Source organism: Salicibibacter cibarius, assembly GCF_016495725.1.
GTDB classification, from domain to species: domain Bacteria; phylum Bacillota; class Bacilli; order Bacillales; family Marinococcaceae; genus Salicibibacter; species Salicibibacter cibarius.
The window spans coordinates 3,676,839-3,692,264 of the sequence record NZ_CP054705.1 but is presented as its reverse complement, the minus strand read 5'-3'; the positions used below and the strand labels follow the sequence as shown (position 1 = coordinate 3,692,264).

The 15,426-nt window shown below is 40.7% G+C and carries 17 protein-coding genes; 14 read left to right on the top strand and 3 right to left on the bottom strand.

The window, feature by feature from the left end; genetic code table 11:
• The first annotated feature begins 284 nt into the window (after positions 1-284).
• The 6 genes from HUG15_RS18600 (at position 285) to HUG15_RS18575 (ending at position 4,864) form a co-directional block, all read left to right on the top strand.
• Positions 285-1,430 (top strand): ABC transporter permease, encoded by a 1,146-nt coding sequence (locus HUG15_RS18600; RefSeq protein ID WP_200124640.1) that lies wholly within the window; start codon positions 285-287, stop codon positions 1,428-1,430.
• Between the two features lie 105 nt (positions 1,431-1,535).
• On the top strand, positions 1,536-1,781 hold the full coding sequence (locus HUG15_RS18595; protein WP_211202265.1) for a hypothetical protein: 246 nt from the start codon (positions 1,536-1,538) through the stop codon (positions 1,779-1,781).
• The gene (locus tag HUG15_RS18590) at positions 1,760-2,119 is read left to right on the top strand and encodes a GNAT family N-acetyltransferase (protein ID WP_200129049.1); all 360 of its coding nucleotides are present in this window, start codon (positions 1,760-1,762) and stop codon (positions 2,117-2,119) included. Before HUG15_RS18595 ends, HUG15_RS18590 begins: the two co-directional genes overlap by 22 nt.
• A gap of 109 nt (positions 2,120-2,228) precedes the next feature.
• Complete coding sequence (locus HUG15_RS18585) at positions 2,229-2,900, top strand: HAD family hydrolase (protein WP_200124636.1); 672 nt, start codon at positions 2,229-2,231, stop codon at positions 2,898-2,900.
• 116 nt (positions 2,901-3,016) lie between these two features.
• The gene (locus HUG15_RS18580; RefSeq protein WP_246516402.1) at positions 3,017-4,162 is read left to right on the top strand and encodes a serine hydrolase; all 1,146 of its coding nucleotides are present in this window, start codon (positions 3,017-3,019) and stop codon (positions 4,160-4,162) included.
• Between the two features lie 303 nt (positions 4,163-4,465).
• On the top strand, positions 4,466-4,864 hold the full coding sequence (locus tag HUG15_RS18575; protein WP_200124632.1) for a RidA family protein: 399 nt from the start codon (positions 4,466-4,468) through the stop codon (positions 4,862-4,864).
• A gap of 577 nt (positions 4,865-5,441) precedes the next feature.
• On the opposite strand, the gene HUG15_RS18570 is transcribed toward HUG15_RS18575, so the two are convergent.
• Positions 5,442-5,753, bottom strand: a complete 312-nt coding sequence (locus tag HUG15_RS18570) for a DMT family transporter (RefSeq protein WP_200124630.1) — start codon at positions 5,751-5,753, stop codon at positions 5,442-5,444.
• On the bottom strand, positions 5,754-6,092 hold the full coding sequence (locus tag HUG15_RS18565; protein WP_211202264.1) for a DMT family transporter: 339 nt from the start codon (positions 6,090-6,092) through the stop codon (positions 5,754-5,756). It abuts the gene before it with no gap.
• Between the two features lie 172 nt (positions 6,093-6,264).
• On the opposite strand from HUG15_RS18565, the gene HUG15_RS18560 reads away from it, so the two are divergent.
• The 4 genes from HUG15_RS18560 (at position 6,265) to HUG15_RS18545 (ending at position 9,506) form a co-directional block, all read left to right on the top strand.
• Positions 6,265-7,137 carry a LysR family transcriptional regulator gene (locus HUG15_RS18560; RefSeq protein WP_200124626.1) on the top strand — a complete coding sequence of 291 codons (873 nt, stop codon included), beginning with the start codon at positions 6,265-6,267 and terminating at the stop codon, positions 7,135-7,137.
• Between the two features lie 483 nt (positions 7,138-7,620).
• Positions 7,621-7,833 (top strand): hypothetical protein, encoded by a 213-nt coding sequence (locus HUG15_RS18555; RefSeq protein WP_200124624.1) that lies wholly within the window; start codon positions 7,621-7,623, stop codon positions 7,831-7,833.
• Positions 7,826-8,086, top strand: coding sequence for a type II toxin-antitoxin system RelE family toxin (locus tag HUG15_RS18550; protein WP_200124622.1), 261 nt, complete (start codon positions 7,826-7,828; stop codon positions 8,084-8,086). The genes HUG15_RS18555 and HUG15_RS18550 overlap by 8 nt, the downstream gene beginning before the upstream one ends.
• Positions 8,087-8,261: 175 nt before the next feature.
• The gene (locus HUG15_RS18545) at positions 8,262-9,506 is read left to right on the top strand and encodes an aminopeptidase (RefSeq protein WP_200124620.1); all 1,245 of its coding nucleotides are present in this window, start codon (positions 8,262-8,264) and stop codon (positions 9,504-9,506) included.
• Positions 9,507-9,797: 291 nt separating this feature from the next.
• Here HUG15_RS18545 and HUG15_RS18540 read toward each other — a convergent pair whose 3' ends face one another.
• The gene (locus HUG15_RS18540; protein ID WP_200124618.1) at positions 9,798-10,742 is read right to left on the bottom strand and encodes an aldo/keto reductase family protein; all 945 of its coding nucleotides are present in this window, start codon (positions 10,740-10,742) and stop codon (positions 9,798-9,800) included.
• 238 nt (positions 10,743-10,980) lie between these two features.
• Here HUG15_RS18540 and HUG15_RS18535 point away from each other — a divergent pair, with 238 nt between their 5' ends.
• From HUG15_RS18535 to HUG15_RS18520, 4 genes are all read left to right on the top strand, one after another.
• A complete protein-coding gene (locus HUG15_RS18535; RefSeq protein ID WP_200124616.1) occupies positions 10,981-12,591 on the top strand; it encodes a putative polysaccharide biosynthesis protein in 1,611 nt (536 codons plus the stop codon).
• 71 nt (positions 12,592-12,662) lie between these two features.
• Positions 12,663-13,838, top strand: coding sequence for a putative lipid II flippase FtsW (gene ftsW, locus HUG15_RS18530; RefSeq protein ID WP_200124614.1), 1,176 nt, complete (start codon positions 12,663-12,665; stop codon positions 13,836-13,838).
• A gap of 15 nt (positions 13,839-13,853) precedes the next feature.
• A complete protein-coding gene (locus HUG15_RS18525) occupies positions 13,854-14,522 on the top strand; it encodes a Rossmann-fold NAD(P)-binding domain-containing protein (RefSeq protein WP_200124612.1) in 669 nt (222 codons plus the stop codon).
• A complete protein-coding gene (locus tag HUG15_RS18520) occupies positions 14,515-15,267 on the top strand; it encodes a pseudouridine synthase (protein WP_200124610.1) in 753 nt (250 codons plus the stop codon). Before HUG15_RS18525 ends, HUG15_RS18520 begins: the two co-directional genes overlap by 8 nt.
• Positions 15,268-15,426: the final 159 nt, after the last annotated feature.

Sequence of the window (15,426 nt, the reverse complement as noted above, 5' to 3'; positions counted from 1 at the left end):
AAGTGATGAAATATGACAGTACGTAGACCTGGTTATGATCTGCCTGCCCACGGGGGAGTGTAATACTTCATAGATGGGGTTACAGCCAGGTGAATTCAGAGAGTGCGAGCCATACAAGTTCATCGGTACCATAAGCGATCGTTTGTGGTATCTTTATGTAAAAGGAAAATGGACATTTACGTTCCATTTAATAAAGGATTGGGATAGTATTCAATAAAGGTATGGGTGTACTAATGGATATAAAAACATTATGGGGTTTAAGGGTACGAGAATATTAAAAAAAAATGTTCAGGTATTATTCAATAATTGGAGCAAATGTTTTTTATTTTTTTCTGATCATAGGCAGTATTTTTATTTATTATTTTAATTTATTACTACAGTGGATACCTCCTCAACTATCTGTTGAAGTAATCGTATCACTATTTGTAACCTACATTTTAATACGAACAAAAGTACGCACTTTTGTTAAAAGAGCAGATATCCCCTTTTTGTTGCCATTAGAATGGCGTTTGAAGAACTATTTTATTAAATCACTTATGTATAGTTTTGTTATTGATGTTATTAAATTGGTAAGTTTCTTAACTGTTTTTTTATCCCTATTTTTGCACGCAACTAATATAAATCTTCTCTTTCTTTTTTTTATAGTGGGGGTTGCTGCTTATAATATTTTAATGAAGTGGATTGAGCAATGGTTAGATAACCACCATGTACAACTTGTGTTACATAGGTTGAATAGATTTTTTTTACTATATTTAATGTTTTATTTTTTGCTTGAAAATGACTGGGTTTATGTACTTGCATTAATGAGTATAAATGTCGTGTATTTGATTTACTTTACAGGAAAAAAAAGAAAGTTGAATTGGCAGTGGCTAATAGATGAAGAAGAAAGTGCCTTAGTAAGAAATTATAAGTTTATTAACTTTTTCATAGATGTCCCTAATCTTAAACGTTCTTTTCGGCGTAGACGCTTGCTCACAATGATTCTGAAAATATGTATCCCATATAGACAAAGTAATACATTCGTATATTTATATTCACAATTGTTTGTAAGATATAATGACTACTTTTACCTTTATTTAAGACTGACTGTAATTGGCATATTTGTTAATTATGTAATACCAACAAGTGGATGGGTTTTTAATCTCCTAATTCTATTTATGACAGGATTTCAAGTAATTCCTTTGCAACATGAAATGAAGCAAAATGTCACACTTTATCCTATTTCAAAATCTCAGATAAAAGATTCTTTCTTAAAGTTTGTCTTGGTCATGCTATATGCTCAATTTTTTATTCTATATGTCGCAACGTTCATGCTTACTTCTACTGCTAACGTATTCAATCTTATAATTGGAAGTGTATTTGTTTATGTATTTGTATATTTCTTTGTATCAAAGAGAGTCAATGTCTCAGGAAATGCCTCTAAAAAATAGCGTGGTATTCAATTAACGGAGTGCATTAGCTTGATAAGGGGTAGATCTATTTCCGTTAAAGTGGCGCGTTTGTGTAATAAAGTTGTACCAGTATCGGGGATTTAATTGAATAACAGGATGGTATTCATCGGAGGAATCAATTTTGGTAAAGTTACGTTGAGGGCACATCAAGTTTACAATGCGAAGGAAATCTCTAAACTTTCTTCACACGAAGAAGTAAAAGGTGCTCTAGGTTTAAGTGATAAGCAAACATCTGTTGACGGAACCGATGCTGTCATAAACTATGTCAATGAGAGCAAGAAACAAAAGGCAATGTATAATCTAGAGCTATTTTTTATGACAATGAAATAGTTGGAGTTATAACACTAAAAAATGTCGATAGAAGTAACCATTCAAGTCATATGGGAACATGGATCGGTTATTCATTTTGGGGTATAGGCATAAATGAAGAAGCTAAAAAACTCATTCTTAGCTACGCTTTTAATGAACTGAAATTAAATCGTGTTTTTGCTGGGTCGAAAAAAAGAAATGTTCGATCAATAAAAGCTTTAGAAAAGTTACCTTATATGCGATTAAAGGTAGAGAAAGAATTTTCGTTAGAACATAAGAAAATACAAGAAGAATATGGCACCTTATGTGTGCTTAACGTTATTGAGAAGAATGATTTCATTCAATGGTTGGAGAATTAAATCATTAATCAATTATCGAGCCGCGATTCTGGAATAATAGGGATTGAGCTCTTCTCAAGAATAGGATCAGATTATGGCATAAGCTTGTTTGTGCGTTGGAGAGGATAGCATGATTTTTTTCGATATTGATGAAACCCTGCTTGATCATGGATATGCGGAAAATAGAGGAGCATTAGATTTTTATCATCAACATAGTTATTTTCTTAATCTTACAGCAAAAGATTTTTTAATAAAGTGGGGTGAATCATCAAAAGCGTATTTTCAAAAATTCCTCAACAATGAAATGTCCTTTGAGGATCAACGTCGTATGCGTATTAAAGATTTATTCGGAGAAAATCTCACAGATACGCAAGCTGACCAGATGTTTAGCATTTATTTGGAGTTATATAAGAAAAACTGGAAGGTGTTTGATGATGTAAATCCTGGCTTGCAGGATTTAAAACAAAAAGGATATAAATTAGGGATTATAAGTAACGGAAACTATACACAACAAACCGAAAAGCTTGAAAAAACAGGCGTAGATAATTATTTTTCACATATCTTTACATCAAGTGAAATTGGGGTAGCTAAACCTGATACTAAGATTTTTTTGGAAGCATGTTATCAAGCAAACTGTGAAGTGGACAAATGTTATTACGTAGGGGATAGACTTAAAACAGATGCAGTTGCGAGCATCAGTGCTGGAATGAAAGGAATTTGGTTGAATCGCAAAAATAGTATTTCCTATCAAGACCTAACAGTAATACATTCCCTCTATGATTTAGGCGAACAGTTGATGTAAAAATGTTTTGTTATATAACGGAAAAACTAATGAGGGGAATTCACATGATAAGAACAGCAACATTACATGATATTTCTTGTGTTTAATATAACCAACTTAATGAAGGGGAGATGATGTTGATCTATTATGTCATCGCATCAGCGGTTACAATACTCCTATTACTGGTATTTGGCTTCTTTTGGTTACGTCGCTGGATGCAAAAGTCTGATGCGGATTACGTTTTAAAGTTTATTGCCAATAATCCAAAGAGAGCATCGTTGTCCATTGTGAGAAATGGAAGTGATTTTGCTGATTTTCAATCAGATGAATTGCGTCCTTTGGCGAGTACAGTCAAGATCATCGTGGCTATCGAATATGCTCATCAGGCGGCAAACGGAGAAATTGATGTGTCCGAGAGAATTAAAACGCATGATTTGTCCCGTTATTATATTCCAAGAACGGACGGCGGCGCCCATGAAACTTGGTTAAGATCGATGGAATCAAAGGAATTTCTCCAAGGTGGAACCGTTTCATTAGAAGAAGTTGCCAAAGGAATGATTGCTCACAGTTCCAACGCCAACACGGAATATTTGATGATGCGTTTAGGACTTGACCGAATTAACGCCAAGCTAAAACGCCTTCAATTACCGAAACACGAACAAATTTATCCGATAGTATCAAGACTTATTATCCCGTATGAGATTGCACAAAAAAATAAGCTCAATATTTTTGAGAAAGCAGATGCAAAAAAAGTGCAGACACTCATCGAGGAAATGTCCCATGAGGCATATATTGATGAGGCCATAAACATTCACACCAAATTAAACGAAGACCATGATGGTTCTTATAAAGAACAGGTTAATTTAAGGGCATGGCATAATATGGCATTCAACGATACGGCCTCTAAAAGAGGTATTCGTTCCACAACGTCAGAATATGTTTCAGTTGTACAAAAAATTAACGACTTGTCTTATTTTACTCAGGCTGTACAAGAACACTTGCGGCCGATTATGGAATGGCCTATGGAAAATCATAAAAACCAGGAAAAATTTTACCATTTAGGCGGCAAGGGAGGATCGACGGCCCAAATTGTCACATTTGCATTATATGCTGAGGACAAGCAAGGAAACAAAACAGAGTTAGCTATCTTCTTCAACGATGTTCTTGGTTATGAAACCACTAAACTTTCAAATAGTCTTTCTGCTTTTCAGTTAGCTGTTGTTACCGCCAGCTCGAATTGGGAACAGAAGCTTAGTAAGCTTCATAATGCAAAAAATGTATAGGTATTACTCCTAGGTATTTTTGTTTGTTAGCATACGATTTGCAGCTTTTGCATCCTTGTTTCAATGTAATAAGAATGGGGTATAATGTGAGGAATTTTATGTACTCCGACAAGAAAAAGAAACGTTTTACTTTAAAGGATTGGCTTGGAGCTTTAGCAGAGGAAGGAATATACACTGGCGCATTCATAAGGAATGTTTGTAAAAATTTAATTAACGTTTAGATTTATGAGATATTATTAAGCATCCGTTAAAGGCGCGTATCTTGACAAAGAAGATTATAAAATTTTAAAAAGGACTGATTGCATGAAAACACCGAGAAACCCGAAGGACGTTCACGCACCGGTTGCCCCTTATGTTCATCAAATTGAAGTGAGTGAACCAAATAGATGGTTAACAGTATCTGGTCAATTAGGTATGAGTATAGATGGAAACGTTCCCGAAGACCCATTAGAACAATTAAAGTTAGCACTAGACAATATCAGCAAGAACCTGGAAGATGCTGATATGCAAGTAGAAGATTTGACGAAGTTAGTTTTTTATCTGGTTGGAGAATTTGAAGCAGGTAAGAGAAGGCAAGTGATTAAAGATTTTCTTGGTGACAATCTTCCTTGCACTACAATGATATATGTCGTCGCATTAGCAGCACCAAAATTTAAAGTAGAGATTGATGCATGGGCTTGTAAAGAGATTGAACAAACATAAATACTTCCATAAAAGAGCGGCAATCTTGAATAAGGTTGGCCTCGAAATTGCATAAGCTCTATTCTATAAGATCGGCAAGAGTTTATAGCGTATCTTGCACCTCATGAAGGCATTTTGGGAAGAGTATCGTTTTTTTATCATCAAGTACAGCATTATAATAGTCGTTACACGATGGTAATCCTTTCAGCGCTAAAAGAGATATCCATGCCAGTTCAAATTCTGTAAGGTCAGGGGAAGACAGTTGGCAAACAGTAAGGTCTGCTAAAAAATGGCTAAGGACATTCCTAGCGCTGAACTACAAGTTATTTAAGAGGCAGGTCATTTTATCATGAAAGACGCTCCCGAAACTCTTTCCAGATATGTCCTCTCCTTTACTAAGCCCATAAAAACCGTGGATGATGACTGAAAACATTCATATTTTAATTCCTTAATACGAACGAAGCATAATCAAGGATTCAGGGCATGCTTACAAACTTATTAGAAATAGGTCAACCAGAAAAAATGACTGGCTGACTTTATAATATGATCAGGCCATACTCTTGAGTGAAGTAAAGCTAAGAACTGATGTTCATCTGTATTAATGTAATTGTAGAAGAACCACACCAACGATAATGATACCGATGGAAATTAACTTTCTTCGGCTGCTGCTTTCTTCGAAGAAAAACATACCTAATAAGGCTGTTCCTGATACAGTGAGTCCTGCCCAAATGCCGTATAAAACGCCTAACTCCATGTATCTCACGGTTAATACTAAAAATAGCCCGCATAAACCGTAAAATACAAATGCCCCTATACTGGCTAATTTTTTTGTGAAGCCATAGGATAACTTGACGCAGATATTGGCAGTTATGGAAGTGACTAAACTAAGGACTAACAAAACATATCCCATTTAATGTTCAGTCTCCTTCACAGAAGAAGATGTTGGTTTTATATTAATACCAATCACCCCTACAATAATTAAACCAATACCAAAGAATTTTAGAAAAGAAATCGTTTCTCCAAAAAGAATAATCCCTGACAATACAATAAAAACCGTTCCCCCACCCGTAAATACAGCACTAATAATCCCCACTTCTGATTGATAGGTTAAATAGATATATAAGATGAGCGCTATATACCAAAACCCCATGACTACAATGAACATGTTCCAATTGTTAGCGGCAGCTGGCATAAAGGAAGCGCCGGCTACTTCAAAAACAATGGATAGTATCAATAAAAAGTAAAACACAATAAAAAATCTCCCTGTTGTAAATGTGGGGAAGGATTGATTTGTATTTATGTTGGTCCCTTCCATTATTCGCTTTTATTTTGTGGTGCCCTTATTATATAATGGGTTTATCATTTGGTAAAATAGATATATTCGAATGAACGATTCAATATTATTGAACAGAGGGGATTGTATGGAACAGCGACAACTCTTGACATTTAAAACCATTGTTGATGTCGGAGGATTCAAAAAAGCTGCAGAGAGATTGGGATACGCTCAATCTTCTGTAACGACACATATCAAAGAACTGGAAAAGGAAATGGAAATACCATTGTTTGACAGGCTTGGAAAAACAGTTATTCTGACTGAAGCAGGGAAGCGTTTTTACCCATTTGTTGATGAAATGATTAATCTATATCATCAATCCATAGAGGCCGTTCGAGGAGACGAGGAGTACTCAGGAACATTGATCGTGGGTGTTTCTGAATCGTTAATGATTTATTGGCTCCCCGATTTCATTCCATCTTTTATGGCCAAGTATCCGGCGATCCATTTGGAAGTTAAAGCGATTGATTATCAAAATGTCACGCAACAACTCAAGCGTGGAGATTATGATATTGTCCTTTTCGTAGAAATGTCAGGTTGGCAATCAAATGAATTAACGATTAAAACATTAACAGAATCAAAGCTGGTTCTTGTTGGTTCCTCCACTGGTTTGAACAAACCTACTTCTGAGGAAACGATGTTCCTACCAGAACGATCGTGCAGTTGGCGTCCTGTTTTTGAAGAGTATTTACAGAGAGCTGGGGAACGATCCGGTAAAACCATAGAACTTCCGAGTATAGAATCCATAAAGCAATGTGTTATGAGTGGCTTAGGGGTCTCTTTATTGCCATTCTTCGCCGTCAAGACCGAAATTGAAAATGGGAAATTGAGACAATCAGAGATTGAAATACCTGATGAATATACCGGCATTTACACTGCTTATCATAAAAATAAATGGCTCCCTGCCTGTTTAACTATTTTTCTCGAGGAATTATCGGCAGTGGAGGCTAAGAAATTGTAAGTATAAAGGCATCGAAAGCGACTATCAGAAAAATTTTCAATATTACCCGTGGTTCACAACAAATGTAAAAAAACATCAGTCATAAAAACATTAGATCGTGTTCAATTAATGAAGGAAACAAGAAAAATCCAGTAAACCACTGATTTAATTTGGCCTACTGGTTTTTTATTATGTCAGGTTCCATATAATCCATATGAAATGACACTCATGTATGGATGCTTATGGTTTTTTATAGAGTGAACCCCATTCACTGTATAGTTGATTTGTTACGGGCGCGTTAGCCGTATTCATTTCCCTGATCATTATCTGGAGTAAAAGGTCAATCAGTATTCTTTATTCCTTGAAACAGTGTTAAAATAAGCTACTTGTTAAGGGAAAAGAAACCCTTAACGGAATAGCTATTATTGATGTTCTCCCTTATTTAGAAAAGTTGAACAGATTCCCTGTAAACATGATATAATAAGTACAGGATGGTGATTAGCTATGATTGAGCGAAAGGAATTACACCGATTGGTGGATGAATTGCCGGAAGAAATGCTGCCCCGAATGGAAGACTTTTTCCGTCATTTATTTGATGAAGAGGAATTGGAATTGAATGATGAGATAAAAAAGGAAGTAAATGAAGCCCGTGAACGTATCAAAGACGGGGGATATGTTACACTAGATGAACTTAAGAAGGAAATTAAAGATGTATGAGTTGCGGATTGATAAGCAGGCGGCCAAGTATCTTAAAAAGATGGATAAACCTACTCGAAACCGGTTGATGGGCGCCTTGATGGAATTGGCGAAAAATCCCTTTGCGGATACCAGTGTGACACGGATGAAAGGTTATGCGAGCACGTTTCGAAAGCGTGTTGGCGATTTCCGAATTATTTTCGAGGTTGATCAAGGTGATCTCATTGTGCTTGTTTTGAAGATTGGCAGCCGTGGCGATATTTATAAGAAATAAGTAGACGTCTCTTTGCTTTTGGAAAAGAGGCGTTTATTTTGCATAGTTCTGTCTTCTAATAACAAGCAAGAATACTTAATGAAATGGAATTCTTTTTGCAACAATCGAGGCACTTTTGCGGAATAAGTGGCGCTTGTATATTTGCGATGGTGGAGAGTTAGGAGCTGAGTGTGTGATGATTAAAGGATTTGTTAGCGAAGAACAGTTGAAAAAGTATGCGGAGCTTGCTGTACGAGCTGGTGTAAATGTGCAAAAGAACCAATTAGTGATTATTCATAGTGACATAGAAAATGTTACGTTTGCACGTCTAATCCAAACGGCAGCCTATGATGCGGGGGCTTCAAATGTGGTTATGGATTGGACAGATGAACAGTCTACCAAAGAATTTTATTTACATGCAGCAGATGATGCCATCGATCACTTTCCCGACTGGCAAGCTGCCCGCTTTAAGGAGTGGGACGATGCGGGTGCTGCTTACATCCATATTATTTCTGAAAACTTAGATGCCTTTAAGGATGTTTCCACAGAACGGATGAGCCGCTTCCAAAAGGTCTCTCGCGCCAAGTTGAAGGCTCATGACGCAAAGATTAGATCCCACGAGGTACGCTGGTGTCTCCTAGCTGTCCCGTCCTTTACATGGGCAACTAAAGTATTTCCCCACTTAAGTAAAGAAGAAGCTCTGCAATCATTATGGCAATTAATCTTACAAGGAGCTCGGGCAGATGGAAAAAATCCTATAAAAGACTGGGAAAATCATGACAGAACCTTCGAGTCCCGGAAAAAATTCCTGAATGACAGCCAGTTTGAAGCCCTGCATTTTACGAATAGCCGAGGAACTGATTTATTTGTCGGCATGCCTAAAAATCACCTTTATATCGGTGGGGGTGTTATAGATAAAAAGGGAATACCGTTCTTTCCGAACATTCCCACGGAAGAAATTTTTTCAGCTCCCCATAAAAATAAGGTAAATGGCAAACTGGTAGCCACTAAACCGCTTATCTATGGGGGAGGTGTCATCGAAGATTTTCACCTAACTTTTAAAGATGGACGGATTTCTGACTATTATGCCGCCACTGGGCAAGAAGCGTTACAAAGGCTCATCGAAACAGACGAAGGTTCGCATTATCTAGGTGAAATTGCCTTGGTTTCTAACCATTCTCCCCTTTCTCAGGCCAATACTCTCTTTTACAACACCTTATTTGATGAAAATACGGCCTGCCATATTGGAATCGGAAACGCCTCCCCTTCCAACCTTCAAAATGGCAGCAACCTATCGGAAGAAGAATTGAAGGCAGCAGGCCTTAATACTTCCCTTTTGTTAGTCAATGTGACCTTTGGTAGCGAGGATATGAAAGTAGTGGGCATTAAAGAAGGTGGAACTGAAGTCCTACTGATGAAGGATGGGGATTTTCAATTCTAATTTGGAATTTGACTTCATGGCACCTCAAACACGAGAAAATAGCTTGCTAGAGGTTCATTGAGAGCTTCATGGCACCTCAAACACGAGAAAATAGCTTGCTAGGGGTTCATTGAGAGCTTCATGGCACCCAAAACACGAGAAAATAGCCAGTTAGAGGTTCATTGAGCGTTCCCACGCACCCCAATCACGAGAATGTAGCCTTCCCCAGTCCATTAACCTTGGAAAGATGGTATCATAAAAAATTTCCCGGGAGCGCCTGCTCGCTCCCGGGAAATCACGTCAAACGGACACTCAGCCTTCCAAGATCGTCTCGATCCGTTGCAGAGATTCGTCGGAAAGTTTCACGCCGCTTGCTTTTACATTCTCTTCCACTTGTTCCGGGCGGCTTGCTCCGATTAAAGCACTGGATACGTTATTCTGACGCAAAATCCAGGCAATGGCCAATTGGGAGAGCGATAGTTCTTCCTTCGCCGCCACCTCCTGCAATTCTGCCACGCGGTCGAGAGACTCATCATTCAAGAAGCGGGAGATGACTTTATAATTCTCGGCTGCACGGCTATCCGCCGGAATGTCTGCGCCTTTTTGATACTTGCCGCTTAGTACGCCTTGGGCAAGCGGAGAAAAGACGACTTGTCCAATGCCGTGTTGTTGGCCTTGCGGGATGATTTCTTTTTCAATGTAACGGTTGAGCATGTTATAGATCGGTTGATTGACGACGAGACGGTCGAGCAACCGTTTATCAGCGATGTGCAATGCTTCCGCAATTTGAGCCGGAGACCATTCGCTCACGCCGATGTAGAGCACTTTTCCTTGTCGCACCAAATCATCGAGTGCGCGTAATGTTTCGTGTAACGGGGTTTCCGGGTCATATCGATGGCAATAATAGAGGTCGACGTAATCATGGCCAAGCCTTTGCAGACTGGCGTTGCATTGTTCGATGATATGCTTGCGAGAGAGCCCCTGATCGTTTGGACCTTCGCCCATGGGATTGAATACTTTCGTCGCGAGTACATATGATTCACGCGGATATTCCCGCAATGCTTCGCCGACGACCTTCTCTGCTTCCCCACGTCGATAGACATTGGCAGTATCGAAAAAATTGATGCCGAGCCCGTAGGCTTTATGGATGGATTTAAGGGCTGCATCTTTTTCAACATACCCGCCATACGTAAGCCAACTTCCAAGGCTAATTTCACTGACTTTTACTCCGGTGTTTCCTAAATTACGATATTCCAATTTTACTCTCCTTCCTGTAAAAAAAAGTCGATTCTCATCATAAATAATACCATAAAAGTGAGGCTTTCATCAGTGCGGAGAGTTTAATCTCCTTCAGATGGAACCCAGATAAAACCGGCGCGTCCCATGACGACGCGACACAATTTTGACATTCGTTTCCTTCCCCCACTTATGATAAAATACGAGGGATGACCGATAACCATTGTACGGTTTTGCAAGAAGGGTGCGTTGATGAAAGATGTCGGATAACAAACTCGTTCGGGGAACGATGTTGCTTACGGGAGCAACGTTTATTTCGAGATTCCTCGGACTGATTTACATATTACCTTTTACAATGCTCGTCGGGCACCAAGGGAATGCCCTTTATCAATATGGATACTTGCCTTATAATATTTTATTAAGTTTGGCAACCCTCGGCGTCCCGATGGCTGTGTCCAAATTTGTCTCCAAATACAATGCGCTCGATGATTACGTGACGGGTCAACGCTTGTTTCGCTCGGGCATTGTTTTTATGACGATCACGGGATTTATCACGTTTTTGATCTTGTTTATCATGGCCCCGACCATTGCCGGTTGGGTGCTTCCCGCTGGAGATTCGTCCGGGAACAGCTATAGCGATGTTGTGTTTACGATCCGCATGGTTAGCTTTGCGTTGCTGATTATACCGGGGATGGCAGTGTTCCGTGGTTATTTTCAAGGCTTTCATTCCATGGGTCCGACTGCGGCATCGCAAGTGATTGAACAATTCGCCCGTATCCTTTTTATTCTGGTGACGGCATTTCTCGTCCTGCAAGTCTTCGAAGGCTCTTTAGGATTGGCCGTCGGTCTGGCGACATTCGGGGCGTTCATCGGCGGGTTGAGCTCGTTGCTTGTGCTTTTCTATTTTTGGAAAAAACGAAAGGCAGGAATTCAGGCGCAAATTAGAGAAAGTAAAAAAGACCATCAGCTGCCGCTTTCGTCCATGTACAAAGAATTGATTGCTTACGCGCTCCCATTATCGTTTGTTGGATTGGCAATCCCCCTCTTTCAGGCGATTGATTTGTTCACCTTTAATGACGCAATGACCGAAGGCTACGGTTCCAATGCCGGACAAGCAGAAACGGCATTCGGAGCGTTCTCACGTACAACCCATGCCTTAATCATGATCCCGGTAGCATTGGCGACAGCGATGTCGGTGAACCTTATTCCGGCCATTACGAAAGCCAATACAAACCGCGATATGGAAAGCATGCACGGGTTGATTACAAAGACCTTCCAAATCATTCTTTTTTTCACCATTCCGGCAGCATTTGGTTTGACGATTTTAGCTACCCCGGCATTTGCGTCCTTGTATGGGCTTGAAGATTTGGGAATTGGGAGCATGGTTTTAAGTTACTACGCGCCTGCGGCGATCTTGTTTTCCATTTTCGCCGTTACAGCCGCGATTCTCCAAGGGATGAATCGGCAAAAATATGCTGTGATCGGACTTTGCATCGGGCTTTTCTTTAAGCTTGTGCTCAATTATTGGTTAATCAGCAGCTTTGGGGCTGTTGGCGGCGTAGCCGCTACCATCATCGGCTATACATTGGCGATCGGTTTTAACATATGGGCAGTCGGAAAATTTGCCGCTTATCAATATATGCAAATCGGAAAGCACGCCACGGTCATTCTCGGCATAACGGCAATTATGGCCGTGTCGGTATACATCGTTCGCGAAGGGGGCATGGTCGTGTTCGATACGTCCGGACAGGCCGGTTTTGTTGCCATTTTAGCGTTTGGCGTACTGATTGGCATGCTCCTATACTTTATTTTGAGCATTCGGGCCGGAGTGGCAGAAAAAGTGCTCGGCAATCGTTTTTCGAGAAGGTAATCCATGTTTTGCCTCAAGCGAAGTCGTGGTAAAATGAAATCATGAACAAAAATAGGAAGCGGGTGATTCGTATGGTTGAACGGTTAAAGTCTTTTGATTGGGTCCTGATTGCAACCGTATTTGCATTAAGTGTGTTTGGCCTAATCATGGTATACAGCGCGAGTTACCCGCTTTCTATTGATCTTTTCGATTCACCTACGTACTACATTATTCGTCAACTGATTTATTTTGGCGTAGGGGTAGTCGTTTTTGCGGTGATCATGAATTTTCGCTACCATTATTTTAAAACGTTGAGCCCATATATTATTGCAGCATCCGTGGTTTTGTTAATTCTCGTTGTGTTTATCGGGATTGCTGAAAACGAAGCAACCCGTTGGGTCAGTATTGGCGGGATAAACATGCAACCTTCAGAGCTTGTTAAGCTCGGGGTGATTATTTATCTTGCCCAAGTGTATTCCCAAAAGCAAAAGTATATTGATCGCTTCGCAACCGGAGTGGCCCCCCCGTTAATTGTCGTTGTCGCCTTATTTACGCTCATCCTATTGCAACCGGACCTCGGGACGGCGGTGATGATTCTACTCGTCGGCGGTGTCATCGTTTTTTTATCCGGCGCTCGGTTTCGGCACCTCGCTTTTCTCGGAACACTATCAGCGGCCGTCGTCCTTTTTTTGGTGATGCAGGCCGATTATCGCATGAACCGAATCCTTGCTTTTCGCGATCCCTTCGCATTTGACGACACTTTCGGTTTGCAGCTCATTCAGTCCTACATATCCATTTCAAACGGCGGCATTACCGGAACGGGTTTTGGACAAAGTGTGCAGAAGTTAGGGTATTTGCCGGAAGCCCATACCGATTTTATTTTAGCGATAATTGCCGAAGAAACAGGTTGGCTCGGTGTTGGCTTTGTCATTCTCTGCTTTTTGGTCATTGGTTTTAGAGGCCTCTTAATCGGAGCGCGTTGTAAGCATTTATTTGGTTCATTGCTGGCCTACGGAATTGTTTTTCAGTTGATGTTTCAATTTATATTTAATGCCGGCGCGGTAAGCGGGCTATTGCCGATTACCGGAATCCCGCTCCCATTCGTCAGTTACGGGGGGACTTCCTTAATTGTTTCTCTCGCGAGTGCAGCCATTTTGGTAAATATATCCTTGCAAAATCAAAAGGATTACAAGCACACACAACCAAAAGAAGAATCAAGTCAACAAAAAGACAGCCTTGTTTTCAAGCGCAAATGGAATGAGATGTGACAGGAGGAATGTTGTATGCTGATCATCGGTTATGGCACACTTGCCCGTGCCATCATTCAGCGGGTATCCGATAAAACGAACACAACTATCGATGTTTACAATCGAACGAAATCCGTCGTCGATGTTGATCCTGCGTGCAACTACGTGCCTCCCGAGAAGTTTCATCGTTATGCGAACGTGCTCGTTGCTTTACCGGCATCGGCCTATGAGGGCTTTTTCCGGCGTTGGGCCGGATCTTTTCCCGAAGACACTTGTTTCTTTTATTGCGCGACGAAAATCATGCAAACAGAGATGCGTACGTATGTGAAAAATAAACAATCGGCTACCCCCTGTAAATTGGCGGGGCACGCGGAAATATTGCGAGTGATGGGTGAAGGCGCGTTTGCATTTGAAAATGAAGAAAATCGCGTGCAGTTTGACCGCTGGTCCGACGGAGCATTTCAAACGGTCAGCGCGAAAGAAGAACACGTCTTGGAAGGAAACCGTGTCGCCACTGAAGAAAGTTTGCGCGCACTTGTGACGATTGAAGAAAAGTTGCAGCAAGCGGGTGTACCGCAATTGGTAATCGAATCCGTGAACGCGAGTATCCCCGGCGGGATCGCTCAAGCCCATAAAAATGATACTCATGGACACTTTGCCAAAGATATTTTAAAAAAATGGCAGGGAGACGATTATGATGGATGAACAATGGCGGATTGATAAGTGGCTGGCAGCCGCCGGCATCGGTTCCCGTAAAGATGTAAAAAAGCTGCTGCGAAAAAAAGAAATACAGGTCAATGGCACCACGGTTACCGATGCAAGCGTGAAAATAAACGCGCACAAGGATACGGTGACGATTAATGGGGAGGAAATCGATTACGATCCGGGGCCTGTATACTTGATGATGAATAAACGCAAAGGGCGCGTGAGCGCGACGACAGACGATCGGCACCGAACGGTACTCAATGATATCGACCAAAAGGATAAAAAGATTGAATTGTTCCCTGTGGGGCGGCTGGATAAAGATACGACCGGCTTGCTTTTTTTAACGACAGATGGGGGATGGGCGCACCGTTTGACGACCCCTCGCTTGGGGATTGAGAAAGAATATGAAGTATTATTGGATGAAGAACCGTCTTCCGAAGAGCTTCAATCGTTGCGAGAAGGCATACAACTGAAAGATGGAACGGAAACGAAACCTGCGAAAGTTTCCGAGGGGGCACAAGAAAAGATTGGATTTCGCTTGTTGATCACGGTTACGGAAGGGAAATATCATCAAGTGAAGCGAATGTTCGGAGCAATCGGCCGTGAAGTGAAGACGCTTAAACGGGTGCGCGTGAGCAATGTGCACTTGGATGAACGTTTGGACGCAGGCGAGTACCGCCCCCTGACAGCTGATGAACTGGAAGTGATTGCTTACGATTTAGAGAAAAAAAACGAAAAATATTGACACTCCCTACGTTTCATGTTTCATTGGGTCAGATGTTTGTTGAGCCATTTCAGGTAATTCTCCGGTCTTACGTTATAATTTCTGCGAAACGTCGTGGAAATATATCGCTAAAGGATGAGAAGCGATATATTTTTGTGAAACGTCTTGAAATTATATCGT